The following is a 19896-nucleotide window of genomic DNA, read 5'->3' as shown; positions in this document are numbered from 1 at the left end:
TATGAATACGGTACGCATGCGTATTATTCCTTTTTTGCTGGTACGGGCCGAATCATACGTCATCTACAATTGGGCGCTGTGCCGGCGATAGAGATGCGCCGGCCCGCAGCCTCATAAAGTAGTATGACCCGCGCCAAGAAATCAGCCCCGAAAAAGAAACGTTCAACTTCCAAGAGTCCATCCAGGCCGGCCAATCGCTTGATGCGATTTACGCGGGCGTTCGTCGTTGCCGGGATAGCGGGTTTCAGTGCCGGCACGTATGTCCTGAATCCGCAATGGGACATGCCGTCTCAGTGGCAATTGCCGAGTCAATGGCAGTTGCCCGCATCGGCAAAAGAAATCCTGGCTCATCTGGGCTGGCAATGGGGGCGGCTGACGCAAGGCGCCGGGCAGGGGGCATCTGCCCAGACTGCACCCGCCGTCAAACTGAGCGGCCCATCGGTTCAAACTCAATTTTTTGCGTGCCCGCAGTTTTTCCCTGGCCAGCATTCGCCCATCGTCCCGGCAACACAAGGGTTGCGTGAGCTGTGTTTTTCCGGATTTGCCGTCTTGCATAGCGGCCAGACCAAGACGCCGGTTTTTGTCGCTGAGCGCTTGAATCGCCAGTTGTTGACGCAGGCCCAAGGCTTGCAACGGACCGACAAGTTCTATAGTGAAGCGCGCTTGCCTCAGGCCGAGCGGGCTGATCTGGACGACTACAAGGGCTCGGGCTATTCGCGCGGCCATATGGCGCCTGCTGCGGATATGTATAGCTCGCAGACCATGGCGCAGAGTTTCTCGTTGGCCAATATGGTGCCGCAGGACCAGACGCACAATGCCGGTCCCTGGAGCCGTATTGAGCAGGACACGAGAAAATATGTGATGAGGGCGTCGGGCGACGTTTACCTATTCACCGGGCCGGTTTATACCGAAAATCCCAAAGCCATCGGCACCGGGGTCGCCGTGCCCACCTATCTCTACAAGCTCGTCTACGACGCGACGACGGGGCGGTCATGGGCATATTGGCAGGCCAATAGCGCCAGCACCAAGGCTGGTCCACCTATCACGTACGACGAATTGGTCAAACGGACAGGGATACAGTTTTTGCCGGCAAAGACTCTGGGGGCTGCATCGGCGATGAGGTCCGGTGGGGCAGCTTCAGGCCCATCGGTTCAGTGACAGGACTGCGCCAGTGAATGGCGAGTGAGCATTTTCAACAGAGATGCTTCAAATGTAATCTTTATTAACTGTCATACAACTGGCATCTCGAAAATCTAGCATGGTCCCGAAAATGTCATAGTCGGATCAGGGTTATCCGCACTCATCTAACACTTGGATCGAGTTGGGATCATGAATAGAGTCGTTGTCGCAGAGACCGCCCTGGGCGCGGTACTGGAATTCAAATGCATGCATGGGCGCGAAGCGCTGTCCGAATTGTATGAGTTTGAAGTAGAGCTCGTGGCGAAAACAACGGCCATCAGTGGCACCTCGGTATTGGGCAAGCCGCTGACGCTGGAAATAGAAACCGAGGGCGGCGCAAAGCGTTATCTGAGTGGCGACGTGACCCGGTTCGCCTATATCGGGCAGGAGTCCGGCGGTCGGCGCCTGGCACGTTATCGCGCTACCGTCAGTCCTTGGCTGTGGTACCTGACGCGCAATCGCGACTGCAAGATCTATCAGAACAAAAGCGTAGTCGAAATACTGGACGAGGTGCTCGGGTCGTATTCCGGCTACGTTTACGAGAAACAGCTGCAAGGCAGTTACCGGACCCGCGAATATTGCGTCCAATACGAAGAAAGCGATTTCGATTTCGTCAGTCGGCTGATGGAGCACGAAGGGATTTATTATTATTTCAAGCACGAAAAAAATCAGCATATCCTGGTGCTGACCGACGATATCGGCGAGCACAAGCCTTTGCCGGATTATCCTGCCTTGGATTATTTTCCCCGAGACAAGAACGTTCTGGCCAGCGAGCAGACGATTCATGCCTGGAGCAGTGGCGAACAGCTGCGGGGTGTCGAGTACGTCGTCAATGACTACAACTTCAAGAAATCCAGTTTGAACCTGCATAGCCGTCTCAAAGAGGCCTATCCGGTGGAGCAGGCCAATCGCGAGATCTATGAATGGCAGGGCGGATACGCCGATATTCAGGACGGCGAGCACTACGTCAAGATCCGGCTCGAGGAAACTCGTTCGGCCAGTGAGCGCAGCAGCGGCAGCGCCAATGTGCGTGGGTTGGCGCCCGGCTATACGTTCAACTTGCGGCGCAGCCCGCGCAAGGTGGACATCAAGGAATATCTCATTGTCTCGGTCGAGTATTTTCTGACCGAGGCGGGTTATCACTCTGGCAGCGAGGACGGAGAGTATCGATTCGAGTTCACGGTTCAGCCGACCAGCTTGCCGTTCCGCGCGCCGGTGATCACGTCCGTTCCCAAAACCACAGGCCCTCAGACAGCTGTGGTGACGGGCCCGGCGGGGGCAGAGGTCTATACCGACGAATACCAGCGCGTGAAACTGCATTTTCGCTGGGACCGGTATAACCAGCCCGACGAAAACAGCTCGTGCTGGGTGCGCGTATCGAATGATTCGGCGGGTAATGGTTATGGGGCGGTCAGCACGCCGCGGGTCGGCCAGGAGGTGGTGGTGGACTTTATCGGCGGCAATCCCGACCGTCCCTTGGTGACGGGGCGCGTCTATAACGATCGCCAGATGCCGGCGGGCGGATTTACGCCGTCACCGACTATTGTGGGATTCAGCAGCCGTTCCCATCATGGGACTCCCGCCAACGAAAGCTATTTTTATATCGAAAATAAGCTGGGCGGCGAGTATGTGCGGCTGCATTCGGAAAAAGATCTGCACGTGGTCGTCGAGGGCCTGGAGACGCGTGACGTAGGTGAATCGCGTACCACCACGATCGGTGATTATGAGGACAATACGGTTGTCGGGTATCAAAAGAACCTAGTCAAGTCCTATCGGGATACGACCATCGAGGGATACGACAAGCTGACGGTCACCGGTGGTGATCGAGAAGAAATCTTCAAGCACAATTACAAGAACACGACGACATCGAACATCGACATGACCTCGACCTCGGGTCATGTCCACATTAAAGCGGACAGCGGCTACGGCGTATTCGAGGCAGATAACTATATACGCGTCAAATCGACTGGCGACAACAGTGTCTGGCTGCAAAAGGGCGGACCGGACCATCAGTTGGAGTTGATCGGGGACAATGCCACGCTGAAAGCCCCTACGGACGTCTATATAGATGCCACCGGCGGCAAGGGCGAATTCACGACGGCCACCAGCATGAAGCTGTTTTCGGATGCCGGGCCGCTGGATATTCAGCGAGGCGGTGCGGATCATTCCATCAACATGACGGGTGGCGACATGATGGTGAAGTCGCCGAGTACGATCACGCTCAAGACAAACCAGTTGATCATGGATGCGCCCACGGTCACAGATACTCATAAATCGAATTTCACAAAAGGCATATGGAAAGGCGAAGCCTTCGTTGAGATATATCAATTCCGCGCTTTCCATCAGTCCATTTCGGCGGCGAGACATCAGGTGAACGTGTCGCAGAATACCTACTATGTGAAAAAGCTGGATCTGGGAGTGCTCAAATTGGATTACTGCGCATTCCGCGGCCAAAATGAGCCTGCCAGATTCGAGCTGGGTGGCCCCAAGGTATTGCTCAAGGCGCTACTCCTGGTTGTTTGATGAAAGTCCTGAAGCCCAATCGACTATCGTGCCTGACGCGCCCATATCGGTATCTGAACAAAAACTACCTGGCGGTCAGCGCATATGTGATGATCGACTTTTCTTCTGAGTTGTTCCTGGAGACTGAGCAAAGGCTGTGGGGCATATTCAATGAAGAGTCCATCCTGAACTTCGGTGTTGAAGCTCTGGATCTGGGCATTCCCAAGCGCACACCGGAAATTATTTTGAACGCCTATGGCTTCGGTGCCTATGCGATCGAGGGCAGGACGGCCGTATCGGTGTGCGTCAACCATGTCAGAAAAGATTTATGGGTGACCGGCGAGCGCTATTGGTCGGATGGCCGGCCCAGCCGGGCGCTTCCTTTCGACAGGATTCCTATCAGTTGGCGCAATGCCTACGGCGGCGCAGGCTTTGATGAAAACCCGCTGGGCAAGGGCTATCTGGAAACCGACGTCAACGGCCTGCGTGCCCGATTCCTGCCGAATATCGAAGACCCTGCGAACCCCGTTGTGCGTGAAGGACAGCACTATCGCCCAGCGGGATACTCGGCGATTGCCATCGAATCGCCTGGCAGGAACCGGATGCTCGGGACCTATGACGAACAGTGGCGGATCCACGAGTTTCCTGGATTTGCCAGGGATATCGATTGGAGCTATTTCAATCAAAGTCCGGCGGGCCAACGACTGAATCGTCTTGAGGCTGGGGACGAGATTACGTTCATCCATCTGCATCCGGAAAAGGACAAGCTGGTCACGACCGTGCCGCCGCTGGCTGCCAAAGCGTTTATCAAACGAGAGGCAGACATGGCAACGAATAGCGGTTTCCTGCAAGACGTGCCGCTGAATCTAACGACCTATTGGGCCTATCCGCATCTGGAGAAGACGATTCTGGTGTATCAGGGCGTCGTGGAGATCAATGAGGACGATGCCAGCGACATCAGCCATATTGTGTATGCGGTTGAACACCACGATTCGCCCAAGACATTGGCGTACTACGAGGATATTTTCCACAAGCGTACTCATCCTGAAACGGGAGGATTTCATGCGTTGCTGGATAAACAGCTCGTTGACGCCCGCTGGATTCGTGCGACTTCGCTGGACGAGGTGGAGCTCTCTCCGCTGCTGCGCAACAAGCTCAGGAAACTGGAGAAAGAGCTGACGAACAACGTCCTGCAGGATGCGCCAACGTCAGAGAAATCCGCAGCGGTGCTGGAGGTGGAGGCAGAGCTCGCCTGGTTGAAAAAAAGCCAAAACGGAAAAATCGCGCAGGACGAGATGATTGAAGAGGCGCTTACCCGGCAGCGGCAAACCATGACGCTCAAGGCTGCCAAGGAGCGGTTTCGCAAGGGGCGCAAAAGGCCCGAGCCAGCCTCCGATGACGTGCCTCAATCAATGATCGAGGCGCGCGGGCGCTTTTTGAAGGAGCAGCAGGAAGCGCTATTGGCGTCGCTCAGGGAAGAGGCCCAGAAGCAGGTCGAAGCGGTCGGGGGCGCGCAGGCGACGACCGCCAGCGCCGCGCAGATTCAATTGCAACAGCTGCGGCGACAGCAGCTCGAACAGTTCGAGGACACCGTGGCCAGAGCACCCGGTGCACGGACCGGAAAGCGCGATTATTCCGGCAATCCGAGGACCTTGTATCGTATTTTTGGGCTGAATCAGCGCAATACCGAGCCGCTGCCAGCGGGTTTTGATGGCTACGGATTGCACGAATTTATCGCGACCAGCGCGTCTTACTCGGGCTGGGATGTGAGTGGCCTGGTCATCAGAGATAGCCGAATTTCTGATTGTGATTTCAGCAAAGCGAAGATGGCATGCTGTGATTTTGATCGCGTCGTTTTCACTGGATGCGATTTTTCGTCGGTAGATTGGAGCCGGGCGCACTTTAATGAGTGTCAGTTTATCGATTGCCGATTGTCTGGTGTGCAATCGGATAAGGCGCGGTTTGACGGCTGTCGCTTTGTTCGATCGGATCTGCAGGAGTGGATGCATTTCAGGATCAGGCTGAAAGACTGCCGTTTTGAGCACTGCCGCTTTGTCAATTTCCCCGTCGTGCGTGGCAGATTGGAGCGCGTCGTCTTTGCGCATTGTCATTTTTTAAGGCACACCTTTCTCAAGGGATCGATCGACGGGCTGCGCATGGAGGCTTGCCATATCGATTCGATGACATTCGTCGAGATGCAAAAGTTGCGGGCGTTTCACATGATCGAAAGCAATGCGTCCAAACTCTATATTGCGCCCTCGACCACGATCGGCGAGCTGGAAATTTCCCACTCGATTATTTCGGCATCGAGCTTCAGGAAACTCGATCTCACTCGCGCAAAGGTCATGGCCAGTGACTTGAGTACATGCGATTTTTCAGAAACGAGGATGCATGACGTCAGTCTGTCGGATAGCTTTTTTAAGCAGAGTCTGTTTATCCGGACGGATTTTTCTGGTGCACACATCAGCAATTCGGATTTTAGCGAGACGCAAATGAAGTCCGCCGATTTACGTGCAGCACGGATGCTGCACGTGTCTTTTTTCAGTGCCGAGCTGGCGATGATCAAGGCCGATGCAGGCACAGTTCAGCGCGATATGTTGATGGAACGATCCAATATTTATCCGTTGCGTAAATAAACCATGGAGCAAGCAGTAGTACAGCAGCAGTTTCTATCTAAAGTGAACGATGGAGAATCCATCGAGGGTTTTCTATGGAAAGACCTGCATTGGCAAGGGATCGAATGGCACGGTGCGGAAATCCGGAAGTGTATTTTTGAGCACAACAGATTTATCGGGATGGACTGGTGGTCATGCCACGTGGACACCGTCGTGTTCGCCGGTATCCGCTGGTCGGAAACAACGCTCAGAGATTGCGTATTTACGAGCTGCAGATTTGTGAATTGCGTTTTTGAGAAAACGACTTTCAGAGCACATCAATTTGTCGAATGCGCGTTTGATGCCTGTGTATTCACTGAGTGCCAATACCTCGAGGGGGCGCTGGCCAATTCGCCCATGCTGGATCTGAACATAGAGGCCTCTCGCATAGAAAAGCTGGTCGTGACCGGCAACCATCAGGTGAGTCTGCGGTTCAAGGACTCGACCTTTGCGCATCTCGTTTTGACGGACTTTGATTTCAAGTATCTGGCCTTGGAAAATACCGCCTTCACGAATCTGATTGCGCTGGAATGCGTCGCGAAGAACTATAGCTTTCAAGGCGTGCAGTTGATTCAAAGCCAGTTTACGGACAGCGATATGGCGGGCAGCGATTTCTCGCACGCGAATTTATCTCAGGCTTGCTTCAAGGGGTGTGGATTGCAGGAGTGCCGATTCGATCGTGCAGATATGCGCCAGGCCCTGATCATCGACGCCAATGCGGCTCAGGCAGTTTTTGCGGGTGCGCAGCTAGAGTGCGCTAATTTGTCCGGCACCAACGGCGAGCGTGCTGTATTCCGTGGCGCCAATATGACGATGACGGCACTCAACCGCTGCAATCTGCAGTATGCGGATTTTTCTGACTGCAGCATGGAATTCACGGATTTCTCGTACGCCAATATCAGTCATGCTGATTTTCGTGGGGGGCATTTCATGCGCAGCAAACATCATGCGGTGATTGATGACGGGACTCGTTATGGATCCAAGCAAGGCATTCTCCCGCCCGATCATGAATTATTGCGTGCTGAACAATGGGTGAAATTATGATGAATCATCGTCAACCGGATAACGACGTGCAGGTCGGTCTCGACGGCGCGGCGGGTAATCAGGTGGGGCGGCCGGATCCGTTGCAGCCGCTGCTGCAAAAGAGGGCGAATTCGCTCAATGCCGATACGCATGTTCATAGCGCGTTTCTGGTCGAGGCGCATGACCATGCCCTTTTTACTGTCAGCAATCGCGAACACGGACGTCAATATGAGGTCAAGCGCGCGGCGAGTTGCCTGCTGTTGCCCGCGCCGGGCGACAAGGTCCTGGTATCGGGCGATGCTGCAGGCGGGCTATATATCATTGCCGTGCTGGAACAACGCACGGCCGGCAGCATGACCTTGCAGGTGGATGGTGCGCTGACCGTATCCGCAGACGAACTCTCGTTGCAGGGCAGCCAACGTCTCGCGATGAATACGGAAGACTTTAGCCTGGAGGCAGGTTCAGGGGCCGTGGATGCGAAAACCTGGGCGGTCAAGAGCCATTACCACATGCTGGCCAGCGTAGAACTCAACGTCGTGGCGACGACATCCAAATATAGCGGTGACCAACGAGAGTCGTATTACCGGTCGGTCACGGAAACGGTGGGCCAATCGTCACGGTACGTGGCAGGCACTGATATGGTCAAAGCCATCAATCTGGACTATGCCGCGGAGTTCATCACCCGGCTCAGCGGTAATACCACGCTCATCAATGGCGAGACCGTGGTGAAGGCTGACGGCAAACAAATTTTGGTGGGCTAGCAGTCAACTCCCGCAAAGGAAAACGTCATGTTTGCGAATGCACAGTTTGGCGGAATGGATCTGGGTTTCCCGGATGTATGCAAGACTCCTATTCCCCCGATTCCCTATCCGAATATTGCATTAGGGCCGCTGACTATCCCCATCGCGTTCAATGTCTTGGCCGGTGGCGGGCCATGGCATAACCTGATGAGCGTCCGTCCGTTGACGATGGGTGATACGCCGGGTATTGGGTTGGGTTTGGTTTCACAAACGGTGATGTCCCGGCAGCAGCATGTCACGGGCGCATTTACGGTTATCGTGAGAGGGACGCCGAGTACGCGGGTAACCAGTATCGGTCCGGCAAACCTCATCAATTGTCCGCTTTCATGCCGCATCGTTCCCAGCCAGCTGAAAGTGCTGGTGTGTGCGCCTTGATGAATACGCACGGGTGCGGTGCGATGGCTATCACGGATGCTTCGCTATGACCGAGACTCTGATTTCGTTATTCGTGTGGATGACGGACGAGGTATGGCCGTTTCCCGTTTTTATTCTCGTTCTGGTGTCCGCTGTATTGCTGATTGCCCGGCTGATGCACGTGCCTCAATCCAGCAAGGCGCTGCTCGCCGTACTGGTGGTGTTGATGCTTTTCATCCCATTTGGCACGCCAGCCGTGCTTATTTTTGGCTCCAGCCTGACCGCGCCATTGATCTATCACTACGGCGTCCCGGGGCAGGCGGTAATCGTCTCCAGCGAGGAGACCAGCAATATCTATAACAACCAGCCTGTAGAGCGTTATACCGTCGAGCTGCAAAAAGCCGATGGGCAGAAGATAGCAACGCACTTTGATAGTTCTGACTTCAATATTTACCCGGCCCGAAATCAGGTGCGCTATCCGACCGTGGGCCAACCGTTCGCGGTGCGTTATCTGACCAGCCGCCCCCAGAGTTTCGTGATTTTGCTCGACGAACGGTAGGGGCTCTATGGGAATAGGTGCGCTGATGCCGGGGAGGACAGGGCGTTGATCCTCTTTGCAGGATTGGTCTGGTTTGGACGTTTTGCTGGATAAATAACCAGATATTTGGTTTGACGTGGATAGTATCTCGGGGATGTAAACCAGATGCGTCTACCGATTCCAGATCGATGCGACTCTCGCGCAAGTGATAGTGCCGGCCCACGAGTCGATAGCGCTGCACCAGCGGCATTAATGTATGTACAATAAATATGTGCGAATCACATTCGATCCCGCAAAGGACCTAGGCAACCAACGCAAGCACAGTGTGTCATTGTCTGAGGCGAGGGAGTTCGAGTGGGACGAGGCATTGGTGCGGGAAGATACGCGCCGTGAGTATGGTGAGTGCCGTATGATCGCCTTGGGTTACGTCGGCGCGCGCTTGTATTGCGCGATATATGTTGACCGTGACGATGGGCGTCGAATCATCAGTTTGCGCAAGGCAAACTCTAGAGAGGTAAGACTTTATGCCGAAGCTTAAACCTGGGACTATCGTTCCCACACCGGAAGAAGACGAGGCTATCGACCGTGGAATTGCTGCTGACTCCGACACTTATGAATTGACTGCTGCCGACTTGAAACAGATGAAAAAGGTGGGGCGACCGAAGGCGACTACGACGAAGGAGCGCATTACCATTCGACTGTCGCCAGATGTCGTCGATGCGTTTCGTGCGGAAGGTAGCGGCTGGCAAACTCGGATGGACGACGCCCTGCGTCAATGGCTGAAAGAGCATCGGGCGTAGTTAAAGGAAGAATGCCGGAGGCTGTCAGCCCCTCAACCTGATTCAACGAAGGCAAAGGCTCGCGAAAAATCTCCCTTCGCGGCGTCCTGGCGGTGGATCATGAAGACGTAGTCGCCGTAATCGGAAAAACAAAAATCAGCCTCGCCACCCGAGGCAAGCTTGATCAGGATGAACCACGCATCGGGCGCCGCAATGTCGGCCCAGCCTTGCTTTGCCGCATAATCAGCGGCCAATGCCTGGAGGCTGGATAGTTCTCGCACGCCGGTGATGCCGAACATCTGGTGTTGTGGGCCATCGCCGACCTGGAAGTTTTCCTGGATCGCCAATGCAAAATCAGATGGGTCTTCAATACCTGACTCCGCATAGACTTGCGGATTATTGATGCCAGGGAGCCCAAACGGCGTGCTGAGTGAGTGTTCGATCCGTAACAACTGTGCTGATCGGCTGAACTCATATTCAGAGGCAAATACCCTCACCGCTAGGCCATCGCGCTTGAATGTCATGCGCCCGTTCTTGTCCGTGTCGACTGACAATCCATCTACGGAGAGCCCGTTTGCGGTGAATTGTTTACGGTTGCTGTCCCAATTCACCATTCGAAATGCCGATTCCGTTGAGTTCCGGGCATCGTCCGACAGGGCTTGGGCCATGAGTTCAGTGCCTGGCGGCGTATAGTGCACCAGCCAATCGTTGCAATCCGTGCCGCTGAAAAAGAAGAGCAGTCCGGCCCCTGGCAGGTTTTCCGGGCGCTCGGGCAGGTCGGCCAAATCAATCTGCACCAGAAAATTCAGGTAAAAGCCGCTGGCATCGCGCGGCCAGTCCATGTTTGCCGGTAAGTCAGGCCCGCCGCCGATGCGGCTGCGTCCCGTCTCGCCGGGCACGGCCACATCAACCTCGGTCAGCGAAAGGGTCGGCATCACGATTTGGCGCAATGCGTCGCGTTTGTCGGTCAGGCCGGCAGCAGCTACCGCTTTGTCAAAACGCATTTCTATATCGGCAACAGGCGCTTTGGCGCGGGCGGCTTTTGCCGCCTGTTCAAATGCTTTTTGCTGGGTGCGGTTGATGGCGGACAGTTCGTCCATGTTCTTTTTCATGCGGTCAAACATTGCCGCTTTTTCTAGCTCAGCGGTTTCCCGCGCCGTGTTTGCGGCGTCGCCTGTCAGCTTGATCTGGATGGAGCCCAGCAAGCGAATGAAATCCGTCTCGATGAGGGGAAGATCAATATCGCTGGCCATGGCGGTTGCGTGATACCACGTGGCGCCGTCGGCTGAAACGAGCAGCGCACGCAGCCGGTACCAGTCTCGTTCCTCTTCAGTTTCGTAATCCTTGAGACGATCCTTGATCTTGCTTATTTCACCGGCCATGCCGCAGAGGGTGATTGCAGTTCGTTCGACGACAGGGCCATTGTCCTTCAACGTATCCGTGAGCCAGTCTTGCGGCGACGGGTCCTTTTCCGCAGCTGTCGTCCACACGCTCATCTGGGGGGAGAATGCGGTCTCTGGGTGACACCTCAGTCCAATCGACCCCGCGAATATGCGGACCGTTTCAAACATCGGATGGATGTCGATGGAAAATTCCGAGGTTTCGGCTAGTTTCATACTGAGGCTCGCTCCTCGCATTGGAAGGCTATGCGTATGCTAAATCAACGGAAAAGGCCGCGGACTATGGTGTGTCAAAATTCGTATCGGCATTTACCTGATAATCTGGGGCGTGGCTGATTATCTCTTGTTCATTTTCTATGGGCCTTGGAAATCATGATAACCCCGACGAACGAGACTCTGGAAGACAGCCTGGCAAATCTGGCCGGACTGCACGCCGACGATTTTCGCGGGGTCTTTAAGGTGCAGGAAGCCTGGGCGCGTCTGATCCAGAGCGACCCGGCTGTTCTGGAACACCTGTACGCCCGCTATCTGGCGATCTTGCGCCAATGGTTGGCGCAAGGGTACAGCGCGACCGATAGGGTGGAGGCATACAAATTTGTCCTGGCGTTTTCCTCGTCGCGCTATCTGTCTATGCGTCGCACCGAGGCTTGGCAATTGCTGCGCGAGGCGCATGCGGAGCATATCGAGTTGATCCGGCAGGCGTTGGTGCGACCGGATGAACTGATCTCGGCGCGGCATACCCGCACTAATACCGGTCACTGGGGCGACATTGTCGAATCCATGTTGGAGATGTATTGCTGGCATTTACCGTATGGCGAACAGGACGCTGTCGTGGCCGAGGCGGCACAACTGGTTCCCGCGTTGTACCGCACGTTTCCAATGCAGCAAGGTTTCATGCTGCCTGGGCTGTTGATGCAACATCCCCATGCAGTCCGCGAGGCCGCCGGGTTGCTACGCTTTTATGCGCTGGACCGCGGGAATCTGCAAGAAGGCCCGATGCCCAGCATCGCGCTGGACTTGCTAGGCCATTATGCCGACAAGCGAGATCCCGCTCATGTGCAGGCTGGCGCTATTTTGGCAGGCGCGCTCGACGATTCTGCGCAATGGCCGGATGCGGTGGCAGGCGCCTTTGTCGAGCGGATCATTCTCTATCCGCTGGGCATCGAGACCTATACGGTGGAGCAGGCTGCGGCGAAGCTGCGCGCCAGTATCGAAAACCAGCGGCGTATCTTGGCAGAGGACCGCTACGAAGCCAGCATGGGGATCTCGGCGCAGAGTGCGCGTGAGCGGGACGAACAATACCTGAAAGACTATGAGGCGGAATTGGCACTGATCGAAGGCGACTTCGCTCAATGGAACACCCGGCGCCGCCGCAAGGCCGTGCAGCGTGTGGCCGTATCGTCACTGACCCGCAAGGCGCTCAAGGCCGCGGCTGCCAAGCTGCCTGTTGGGCACAGGCCTACTGTCCAGGGCTTGCTGGACGAGGCGGCAGACTATGCCGCACGGCCCAAGCGCTTTCCTATGCCCAAAGCCGCCGACAACCGTTTCAAGGATTTCGGCCTGAAGCTGTTGGTGATCGAAGAGCTGATGTATCGGCAGAAGGTGCTGGAGCCATGCTTCGATATCCACGAGTTCGCGCAGGAATATGAAAAGCGGGAGATCTCGGTAGAGGCCGATGGCTATGCCATCATCCCCGAGGCAGAGCGATATTTCCGCAATCTCGCTGTTCCCGACAATTTGCTGGCCCAGGTTGAGCGACTGCATCAATCGAGCGGTCTGGACGGTGGTCCCTCATTTCTCGATCATCTGTTTCCGTTCTGGGATCCAGGCGTGGGTGATGAGCCTATCTCCGTGACCGTCAAGGCCGCGGACGATCTCGCGTTGTTGCCTAATCTGAAGCGTATCAGCGGCCTGGAAAACAGTCGGCCGGGTCCCAAACTGCTAAAGGCACTCGCAGCGCGAGGTATTGAGTTGCTGGACGAAGAGGGTGCTGAATAGCCGGTCGGGCAGGGCCGTTGAGTTCGAAGCTCCGGAAATATTCGTTTCGCATCGTCACAATGTTGATTACACGTGTTGCTACACTCGACGACTCCTTTTGAAGGGTTTATCACATGTCTCGTTGGCTATATGCGGTTCCATGCGCGCTCTTGGCGTTTTCCATTCCCGCTTTTGCTCAATCGGACCGGCAAGTCGTCGAGAGCATGGTGACCCGGTCAGCCAATGTGTGTCCCGGCCATAGTGCGGACCGCACAACGCCCACGGTGAGCGCCGTGCCTGTTGGTGCGTTGCGCGTGATGCTCGACCGCGGCTTGGTAATGTGTCCAGATCGTCGTCTGGACAGCGATGCGCCAGCGGTGTTCTACGGACGCGTAGGCGTGTTTGAGTGGAATCCCGAGGTCAAGGAAGGCACGGCAGTCATCGTGCAAAAGATTGATGCCATGACCCGAAAGGATGAGTATCCGCAGGAGACTTTGGTCTGGGATGCCAAGGGCAATGAGCTCAAACAACGCACTGTCCCGGCATTCGAAGCAAAGCCAGGTGCTGCTGTGCTTTATCGGATTCAATAGTCGAATTGATTGCCGCAGTTTGCTATGTGACTAAGGCGCCTCCCCGTTTATGGGGTAGAGCCGTAGAGCCCAAAACAAAAGGCCCACAATCGCTTGTGGGCCTTTGAATTCCTTGGTGGCGCATCCCTGATTCGAACAGGGGACCTGCGGATTATGATTCCGTCGCTCTAACCGGCTGAGCTAATGCGCCTTTGCATCTGAGGCGGCCAATGATGTCGGCTGTGCCCCTGCTGCAATCTCGCGAAGCGTCGTGCTAAGCAAGAACGAAATTCTAGCATGAAAATTTTTACGTATGCAAATCGGAATGACCTAAAAGAAAAAAGATTCCTCTAGCAAAGGTCGTTACAAAGTGGCCTGCCTGGTTTCATTGTTTGGCAATACACTTGCGTCGCCTCAAATTTTCGGAAATATGTTGATGAAACTCCTCTGTACCTTGGCCGTACTTGCCGGCCTCTTGGGCGGTTGTGCGGTTTACACACCAGACGGCGCCGTGATCGTGGATCCGCACGGTGTGGGTGGTGGCGGCGGTGGTGGTGGATTTTGCCCGCCGGGCCAGGCTAAAAAGGGCAACTGTTGATAATCGGGTGATGTAGGCAAGCTCGTTGCCTACACATCCCGCGACAGCCGTATCCCTGAAAATTGCCAGCGCGCCTCGGGCGGAAAGAAGTTCCGATACGACGGTCGGATATGGCTGGCCGGCGTTACACAAGATCCGCCGCGCAGCACATATTGATTGCACATGAATTTGCCGTTGTATTCGCCGACTGCGCCAGCGGGCGGCGCATAGCCGGGATAGGCATCGTAGGCGCTGCAGGTCCATTCCCAGGCGTCGCCGAATAGCTGTGCGGGATTACCGCCAGCAGGGACAGCGGACGCAGCGATGGGACGCAGATGTCCGCTTTCCAGCAGATTGGCGGCCAGGTTGTGATCGCTCGGCATTTGCTGCGCAGCATGTTCCCATTCCGCCTCGCGCGGCAATCGGACACGTGCCCAGCGTGCATAGGCATCGGCTTCGAAATAGCTGACGTGCGCGACGGGCGCCTGGGGTTCCAGGGGGCGCAGGCCGTGCAGCGTGTAAATCTGCCAATCGTCCTTTTGCCCTTCCCAGTACAACGGCGCGCGCCATTGTTCGGCGCAGACGCGATCCCAGCCTAATGACAACCACAGATCGGGGCGCCGATAGCCGCCATCACGAATAAACTCGAGATATTCGCCTTGTGTGACGAGGCGGTCGGCCAGGTAAAAGGGCGGCAATAGAACGTCATGGGCAGGACTTTCGTTGTCAAAGGCGAATCCTGACGTTTGATGGCCGATCCGTGTGCGGCCGCCTTCGTAGCGCACCCACCCCGGCGGCGCACTCGTCCCGGCAGCGGCGTCGCGGTGCGGCATGTAGGGTGGTTGCAGCGGATTCAACGATAGCGCGTGTTTGATATCGGTCAGGATCAATTCCTGGTGCTGCTGTTCGTGATTCAGGCCCAGTTCCACTAATTGATCAAAGACGGGATCCGTACCTGCCATACGGATGAACAGGCGGCGCATTGCCTCATCGATGACATTGCGATAACGCCAGATATCGTCCAACGGTGGGCGCGACAGCAGCCCGCGCTGAGGGCGCGGATGCCGGGCGCCGATGGTGTTGTAGTACGAATTGAACAGCATCCGGTACTGGGGATGAAAGGCCGGCCGGTCAGGCTGAAAACGGCTCAGAATGAAGGTTTCAAAAAACCAGGTCGTGTGTGCCAGATGCCATTTCACGGGACTGCAATCAGGCATCGACTGTATCTGGCAGTCTTCGGGGCTGAGTGGTTCGGCGAGTATGCGGGTCTGCTGGCGTACTTGCTCGTAGCGAGCGGCCAGCGCGCGTGCGGGGTCTTGGCGCGTCATGGGATGGGTCAGCAGGCAGGCGGGGTCCATGAAAAGAAGGGCTCCTGTTCTGTCGCAAGTGGCATGCCCACGGTCAGGCACGTGCGCTGAATACGGAAAACCATCCGCACGCGTCCGACCAGTGTTCTACGTGCGAAAAACCGGCACGCGTCAAGAGATCGCGAAAACCTTCGGGCGTGTATTTGTACGAATTCTCGGTATGGATGCGTTCGCCTTTGCGAAACGTTCGATGTGCTTGGGGCCAGTGAATATCCACGTCGGTTTGAGCCTGCAGATGCATCTGAACCCGGGCATGGTCCTCGTCATAATGCGCGACGTGTTGCCAGTGCCGTACATCAAAGTCGCTGCCGAGCCGTTGATTCACATGGCGCAGTAGATTCAGATTGAATGCTGCCGTCAGATGCAGCGCGTCATCGTACGCCGGTTCCAGAACGTGGCGTGATTTGACGCGATCGACACCTATCAATAGGCCGCCGTCATCGCACGATTGCCGAATGCGGATCAGCAGCGCCAGCGCGCGCTCGGGGTCCAGGTTCCCGATGCTGGAGCCAGGATAAAAAAACAATCGGCCAGATCGGGGGATGGTGTCGGGCAGCGTCAGTTCATGATGAAAATCTTCACCGATCGGCGAAACGTTCAGGTCGCGGTAAGTGTTTTTCAAACGCTGTACGGCGCTATGCAGATACTCCACCGAGATATCGATGGGGATGTACATCTCGGGACGCAATGATGGAAATAGCTTTTCCGCTTTGACGCAGTCGCCGGCGCCCAGATCAATCAATGCGCTGACTTTGCCTGCATGCTGGGCGATGTCCGTGGCATGATCACGCAATATCTCAGCTTCGCATCGAGTGGGGTAATACTCGGGCAGTTGAGTGATGGCGGTGAACAGGCTGGATCCCAGTGCGTCGTATAAGTATTTCGGATCGATGTGGGCAGGGCGAGCCAGCAGCCCCGCCTGCAATGCCTCGATAGCCTGCGGGGGGGCGTGATAGAGGGGCGCCAGATAGTCGGATGGCGTCCCGGCGAGCATGCTGCTGGACTGGAACATGGGATGGTTCCTTGCAGAATTGCGTTGCGCGAAGCCTATTGTGGCCTATCCCCCCTTTGCGTTGTCAAGCCTTGCGTGTGTATTACGGCGTCGCCGGTACGGCAGCATTTGGCGTGATCGCGGCAGGGGCCGTCGTCGCGTTGGTCTGAGCCAGGTGTATGGCGGCCAAAGCGGCCGTCACGTCGTGTGCGGGTTTGAACGAATCTGCGCGTGCCATCGACCAGCCCACTCTGAAGACGGTGTGGCGGAATTCGCCACGCAACAGTTCCCCCGGCTCCAGTTCGGGAAATAAGGCGGACAGCAGACGAACCTCGCTGGGCGAGATGCGGCGGGCGATGTGATGCGGGCGCAACTGGTTGGGGTGCGTCAGACCGGCGGCTTGTAATAGCTCGGCCAGGGCGTGCAGACTGTTGCGATGAAAATTCGCGGCGCGTTGCGCCTTGTCGGGGACGACGAGGGCGCGTTGGCGCGCAGGATCCTGGGTGGTGACACCGGTCGGGCATTTGTCCGTGTGGCAGGCCTGTGCCTGGATGCAGCCTACCGCGAACATGAAGCCGCGCGCTGCGTTACACCAATCGGCGCCCATGGCCATCACGCGGGCCATGTCAAATGCGGTGATGATTTTGCCCGAGGCGCCCACGCGGATACGATCACGCAGATTGACGCCGATCAAGGTGTTATGCACGATGCGCAGGGCTTCGCGCAGCGGCGTGCCGACATGATCGACGAACTCGACGGGCGCTGCGCCCGTGCCGCCTTCGGCGCCATCGACGACGATGAAATCGGGCGTAATGCCGGTTTCCAGCATGGCTTTGACGATGGCGAACCATTCCCAGGGATGGCCCATGCAGAATTTGAATCCGACGGGTTTACCTCCGGACAGCTGGCGCAGCCGCGCCACAAACTGGAGCAGGCCGATAGGCGAATCGAACGCGCTGTGGCTGGAGGGCGAGTTGCAGTCCTGGCCGATAGCCACGCCGCGGGCTTCGGCGATTTCTGCCGTGACTTTGGCGCCGGGCAAGATGCCGCCATGGCCAGGCTTGGCGCCTTGCGACAGCTTGATCTCGATCATCTTGACCTGCGGCGTACAGGCGTTGCGGACGAAGGCCTCTTCGGAAAAGGCGCCATGTTCGTCACGGCAGCCAAAATAGCCCGAGCCGATGTTCCACACCAATGCGCCACCCGGCTGGCGGTGATAGCGGCTGATGCCGCCTTCGCCGGTGTCATGCGCAAAATTGCCTTGGCGCGCACCCTCGTTGAGGGCGAGAACGGCATTGGCCGACAGGGCGCCGAAGCTCATTGCCGAAATATTGAACGCCGACATCGAGTAGGGCTGCTCGCAATCGGGGCCGCCGACTGTGACACGAAAGTCGGGGTCGTTGATCTGTGCAGGGACCAGGGAATGGTTGATCCACTCGTAGCGGTCGCCGTACACATCCTCCTGGGTGCCAAAGGGCCGCTTGTCGACATCCTGCTTGGCACGCTGATAAACGATCGATCGCTGCGCGCGCGAGAACGGGGCGGCGTGTGTGTCGTCTTCTAAAAAGTACTGGCGGATTTCAGGGCGAATGAATTCGAACAAAAACCGCAGATTGCCCAGTACGGGATAATTTCGCCGGATGGCGTGGCGGGGCTGGATCAGGTCGTAGATACCCAGTAGTGTCAGCAATGCCAACGGTATGGCTGCCCAGAGCCAACTGATGGAGACCCATAGGGTCAGCGCCAGTGTGACGAGGGTGCCCAGCAATACCAGGGTGAATGTCGTATATCTGCCAATGATCCAGCTCATGCCATGCTCCGGGGCGCGCGAATAGTAGGCAACCATAGCAGGGATGGTTGGCTGTCGGCTAGTCGCATTGTCACCAACGACTATTGCAGGCGCAATGCCAATGCCATCAAGGTGACCAGCAGCACAGGCAGCGTGAGGACGATACCGACCTTGAAGTAATAGCCCCAGGTGATACGCAAGCCCTTGCGCGCGAGCACGTGCAGCCAGAGCAGGGTGGCCAGACTGCCGATCGGTGTGATCTTGGGGCCCAGGTCGGTGCCGATGACATTGGCGTAAATCATGGCGTCGCGAATGACATCGGTCGCCGTTGTGTCGGCAATCGCCAGTGCGCCTACCAGCACGGCGGGCAGGTTATTCAATACCGAGGCCAGGAGGGCTGTTACCAGACCTGTGCCCAGCGAGGCCGCCCAGACGCCATGGTGGCCGAAGACCTCCAGCAATTGCGTCAGGTAGGCCGTCAGGCCCGCATTGCGCAGTCCGTAGACGACCAGGTACATGCCCAGCGAGAACACCACGATATGCCAGGGAGCCTCGCGCATGACCCGGCGTGTACCGACGATGTGTTGCTGGCCGGCGACCAACAGCAGTACCAGTGCGCCAACGGCTGCGATGGCGCTGACGGGGATGCCCAGCGGCTCCAGGATGAAAAATCCCGCTAGCAGCAATACCAGGACCGCCATGCCGACGCGAAAGGTGGTGCGATCGCGGATGGCAGACTGTGGAGGCGGGATTTGCGCGACGTTGTACCGCGACGGAATCTGTTTGCGGAAATAGAGGAACAGGATCGCCAGCGATGCCGCGACGGCGGCAAAATTGACCGGGACCATGACCGATGCGTAGCGATCGAAGCCGATGCCGAAAAAATCGGCCGACACGATATTGACCAGATTCGACACCACAAGCGGTGTGCTGGCGGTGTCGGCGATAAAGCCTGCCGCCATGACAAAGGCCAGTGTTGCGCCCAACCCAAAGCCCAGCGCCAGCAGCATTTCCATCACGATAGGGGTCAGGATCAAGGCGGCGCCGTCGTTGGCAAAGAGCGCGGAGACGGCTGCACCCAGCAACACAATCAGTGCAAACAGCCAATGGCCTCGCCCGCCACCCCAGCGGGCCACATGCAGCGCAGCCCATTTAAAAAAACCCGCGGCGTCGAGAATGATGCTGGTGATGATGATGGCGATAAAGGTGGCTGTTGCATTCCACACGATGTGCCAGACGGCAACGACGTCACTCGGTTGTACGACGCCTGTCAGCAGCGCAACCACGGCGCCTGCCGAGGCGCTCCAGCCGATGTTCAGGCCTCGAGGCTGCCAGATGACCAGGATCAGCGTGGCAATGAAAATGGCGGCGGGCAGCAACATGATGGACGGTATTGG

17 protein-coding genes and 1 tRNA gene are annotated in these 19896 nt (G+C 56.8%); 12 read left to right on the top strand and 6 right to left on the bottom strand.

The window, feature by feature from the left end; translation table 11 throughout:
* Positions 1-123 precede the first annotated feature (123 nt).
* From ACNA0J_RS16665 to ACNA0J_RS16625, 9 genes are all read left to right on the top strand, one after another.
* Entirely contained in the window at positions 124-1158 is a 1035-nt protein-coding gene (locus tag ACNA0J_RS16665; RefSeq protein ID WP_415819980.1) for a DNA/RNA non-specific endonuclease, read from the top strand.
* Between the two features lie 171 nt (positions 1159-1329).
* On the top strand, positions 1330-3702 hold the full coding sequence (locus tag ACNA0J_RS16660) for a type VI secretion system Vgr family protein (RefSeq protein ID WP_415819979.1): 2373 nt from the start codon (positions 1330-1332) through the stop codon (positions 3700-3702).
* A gap of 89 nt (positions 3703-3791) precedes the next feature.
* Positions 3792-6317 carry a DUF2169 family type VI secretion system accessory protein gene (locus tag ACNA0J_RS16655; RefSeq protein WP_415820022.1) on the top strand — a complete coding sequence of 842 codons (2526 nt, stop codon included), beginning with the start codon at positions 3792-3794 and terminating at the stop codon, positions 6315-6317.
* 375 nt (positions 6318-6692) lie between these two features.
* Complete coding sequence (locus tag ACNA0J_RS16650) at positions 6693-7379, top strand: pentapeptide repeat-containing protein (protein ID WP_415819978.1); 687 nt, start codon at positions 6693-6695, stop codon at positions 7377-7379.
* A complete protein-coding gene (locus tag ACNA0J_RS16645; RefSeq protein ID WP_415819977.1) occupies positions 7376-8119 on the top strand; it encodes a DUF3540 domain-containing protein in 744 nt (247 codons plus the stop codon). The genes ACNA0J_RS16650 and ACNA0J_RS16645 overlap by 4 nt, the downstream gene beginning before the upstream one ends.
* 27 nt (positions 8120-8146) lie before the next feature.
* Positions 8147-8533 (top strand): DUF4150 domain-containing protein, encoded by a 387-nt coding sequence (locus ACNA0J_RS16640; RefSeq protein WP_094838170.1) that lies wholly within the window; start codon positions 8147-8149, stop codon positions 8531-8533.
* 46 nt (positions 8534-8579) lie between these two features.
* Positions 8580-9071 (top strand): DUF3592 domain-containing protein, encoded by a 492-nt coding sequence (locus ACNA0J_RS16635; RefSeq protein WP_415819976.1) that lies wholly within the window; start codon positions 8580-8582, stop codon positions 9069-9071.
* A gap of 235 nt (positions 9072-9306) precedes the next feature.
* Positions 9307-9588 (top strand): BrnT family toxin, encoded by a 282-nt coding sequence (locus ACNA0J_RS16630; protein ID WP_415819975.1) that lies wholly within the window; start codon positions 9307-9309, stop codon positions 9586-9588.
* On the top strand, positions 9575-9850 hold the full coding sequence (locus tag ACNA0J_RS16625; protein WP_415819974.1) for a BrnA antitoxin family protein: 276 nt from the start codon (positions 9575-9577) through the stop codon (positions 9848-9850). Before ACNA0J_RS16630 ends, ACNA0J_RS16625 begins: the two co-directional genes overlap by 14 nt.
* Positions 9851-9882: 32 nt before the next feature.
* On the opposite strand, the gene ACNA0J_RS16620 is transcribed toward ACNA0J_RS16625, so the two are convergent.
* A complete protein-coding gene (locus ACNA0J_RS16620; RefSeq protein ID WP_415819973.1) occupies positions 9883-11445 on the bottom strand; it encodes a DUF1963 domain-containing protein in 1563 nt (520 codons plus the stop codon).
* A 156-nt stretch (positions 11446-11601) separates the two neighbouring features.
* Here ACNA0J_RS16620 and ACNA0J_RS16615 point away from each other — a divergent pair, with 156 nt between their 5' ends.
* On the top strand, positions 11602-13227 hold the full coding sequence (locus ACNA0J_RS16615) for a DUF6892 domain-containing protein (protein WP_415819972.1): 1626 nt from the start codon (positions 11602-11604) through the stop codon (positions 13225-13227).
* 113 nt (positions 13228-13340) lie between these two features.
* Entirely contained in the window at positions 13341-13796 is a 456-nt protein-coding gene (locus ACNA0J_RS16610; RefSeq protein ID WP_415819971.1) for a hypothetical protein, read from the top strand.
* A gap of 113 nt (positions 13797-13909) precedes the next feature.
* Here the strand turns inward: ACNA0J_RS16610 and ACNA0J_RS16605 are convergent.
* Positions 13910-13986, bottom strand: a tRNA-Met gene (locus ACNA0J_RS16605).
* Positions 13987-14211: 225 nt separating this feature from the next.
* Here ACNA0J_RS16605 and ACNA0J_RS16600 point away from each other — a divergent pair.
* Positions 14212-14373 carry a hypothetical protein gene (locus ACNA0J_RS16600; RefSeq protein WP_415819970.1) on the top strand — a complete coding sequence of 54 codons (162 nt, stop codon included), beginning with the start codon at positions 14212-14214 and terminating at the stop codon, positions 14371-14373.
* Between the two features lie 29 nt (positions 14374-14402).
* On the opposite strand, the gene egtB is transcribed toward ACNA0J_RS16600, so the two are convergent.
* The 4 genes from egtB to ACNA0J_RS16580 all read right to left on the bottom strand — a co-directional run bounded on the left by egtB (position 14403) and on the right by ACNA0J_RS16580 (position 19881).
* Positions 14403-15710, bottom strand: a complete 1308-nt coding sequence (gene egtB, locus ACNA0J_RS16595; RefSeq protein WP_415819969.1) for an ergothioneine biosynthesis protein EgtB — start codon at positions 15708-15710, stop codon at positions 14403-14405.
* Positions 15711-15753: 43 nt separating this feature from the next.
* Positions 15754-16713 carry an L-histidine N(alpha)-methyltransferase gene (gene egtD / locus ACNA0J_RS16590; RefSeq protein WP_415820021.1) on the bottom strand — a complete coding sequence of 320 codons (960 nt, stop codon included), beginning with the start codon at positions 16711-16713 and terminating at the stop codon, positions 15754-15756.
* A 100-nt stretch (positions 16714-16813) separates the two neighbouring features.
* Positions 16814-18520, bottom strand: a complete 1707-nt coding sequence (locus ACNA0J_RS16585; protein ID WP_415819968.1) for an FMN-binding glutamate synthase family protein — start codon at positions 18518-18520, stop codon at positions 16814-16816.
* A gap of 80 nt (positions 18521-18600) precedes the next feature.
* On the bottom strand, positions 18601-19881 hold the full coding sequence (locus ACNA0J_RS16580; protein ID WP_415819967.1) for an arsenic transporter: 1281 nt from the start codon (positions 19879-19881) through the stop codon (positions 18601-18603).
* Between the last annotated feature and the right edge of the window lie 15 nt (positions 19882-19896).

This window comes from Bordetella tumbae (genome assembly GCF_965139195.1).
In the GTDB taxonomy this organism is placed as follows: domain Bacteria; phylum Pseudomonadota; class Gammaproteobacteria; order Burkholderiales; family Burkholderiaceae_B; genus Bordetella_A; species Bordetella_A tumbae.
Note: the sequence above shows the minus strand (reverse complement) of the source record. Positions and strands in the feature narration are given on the sequence as shown.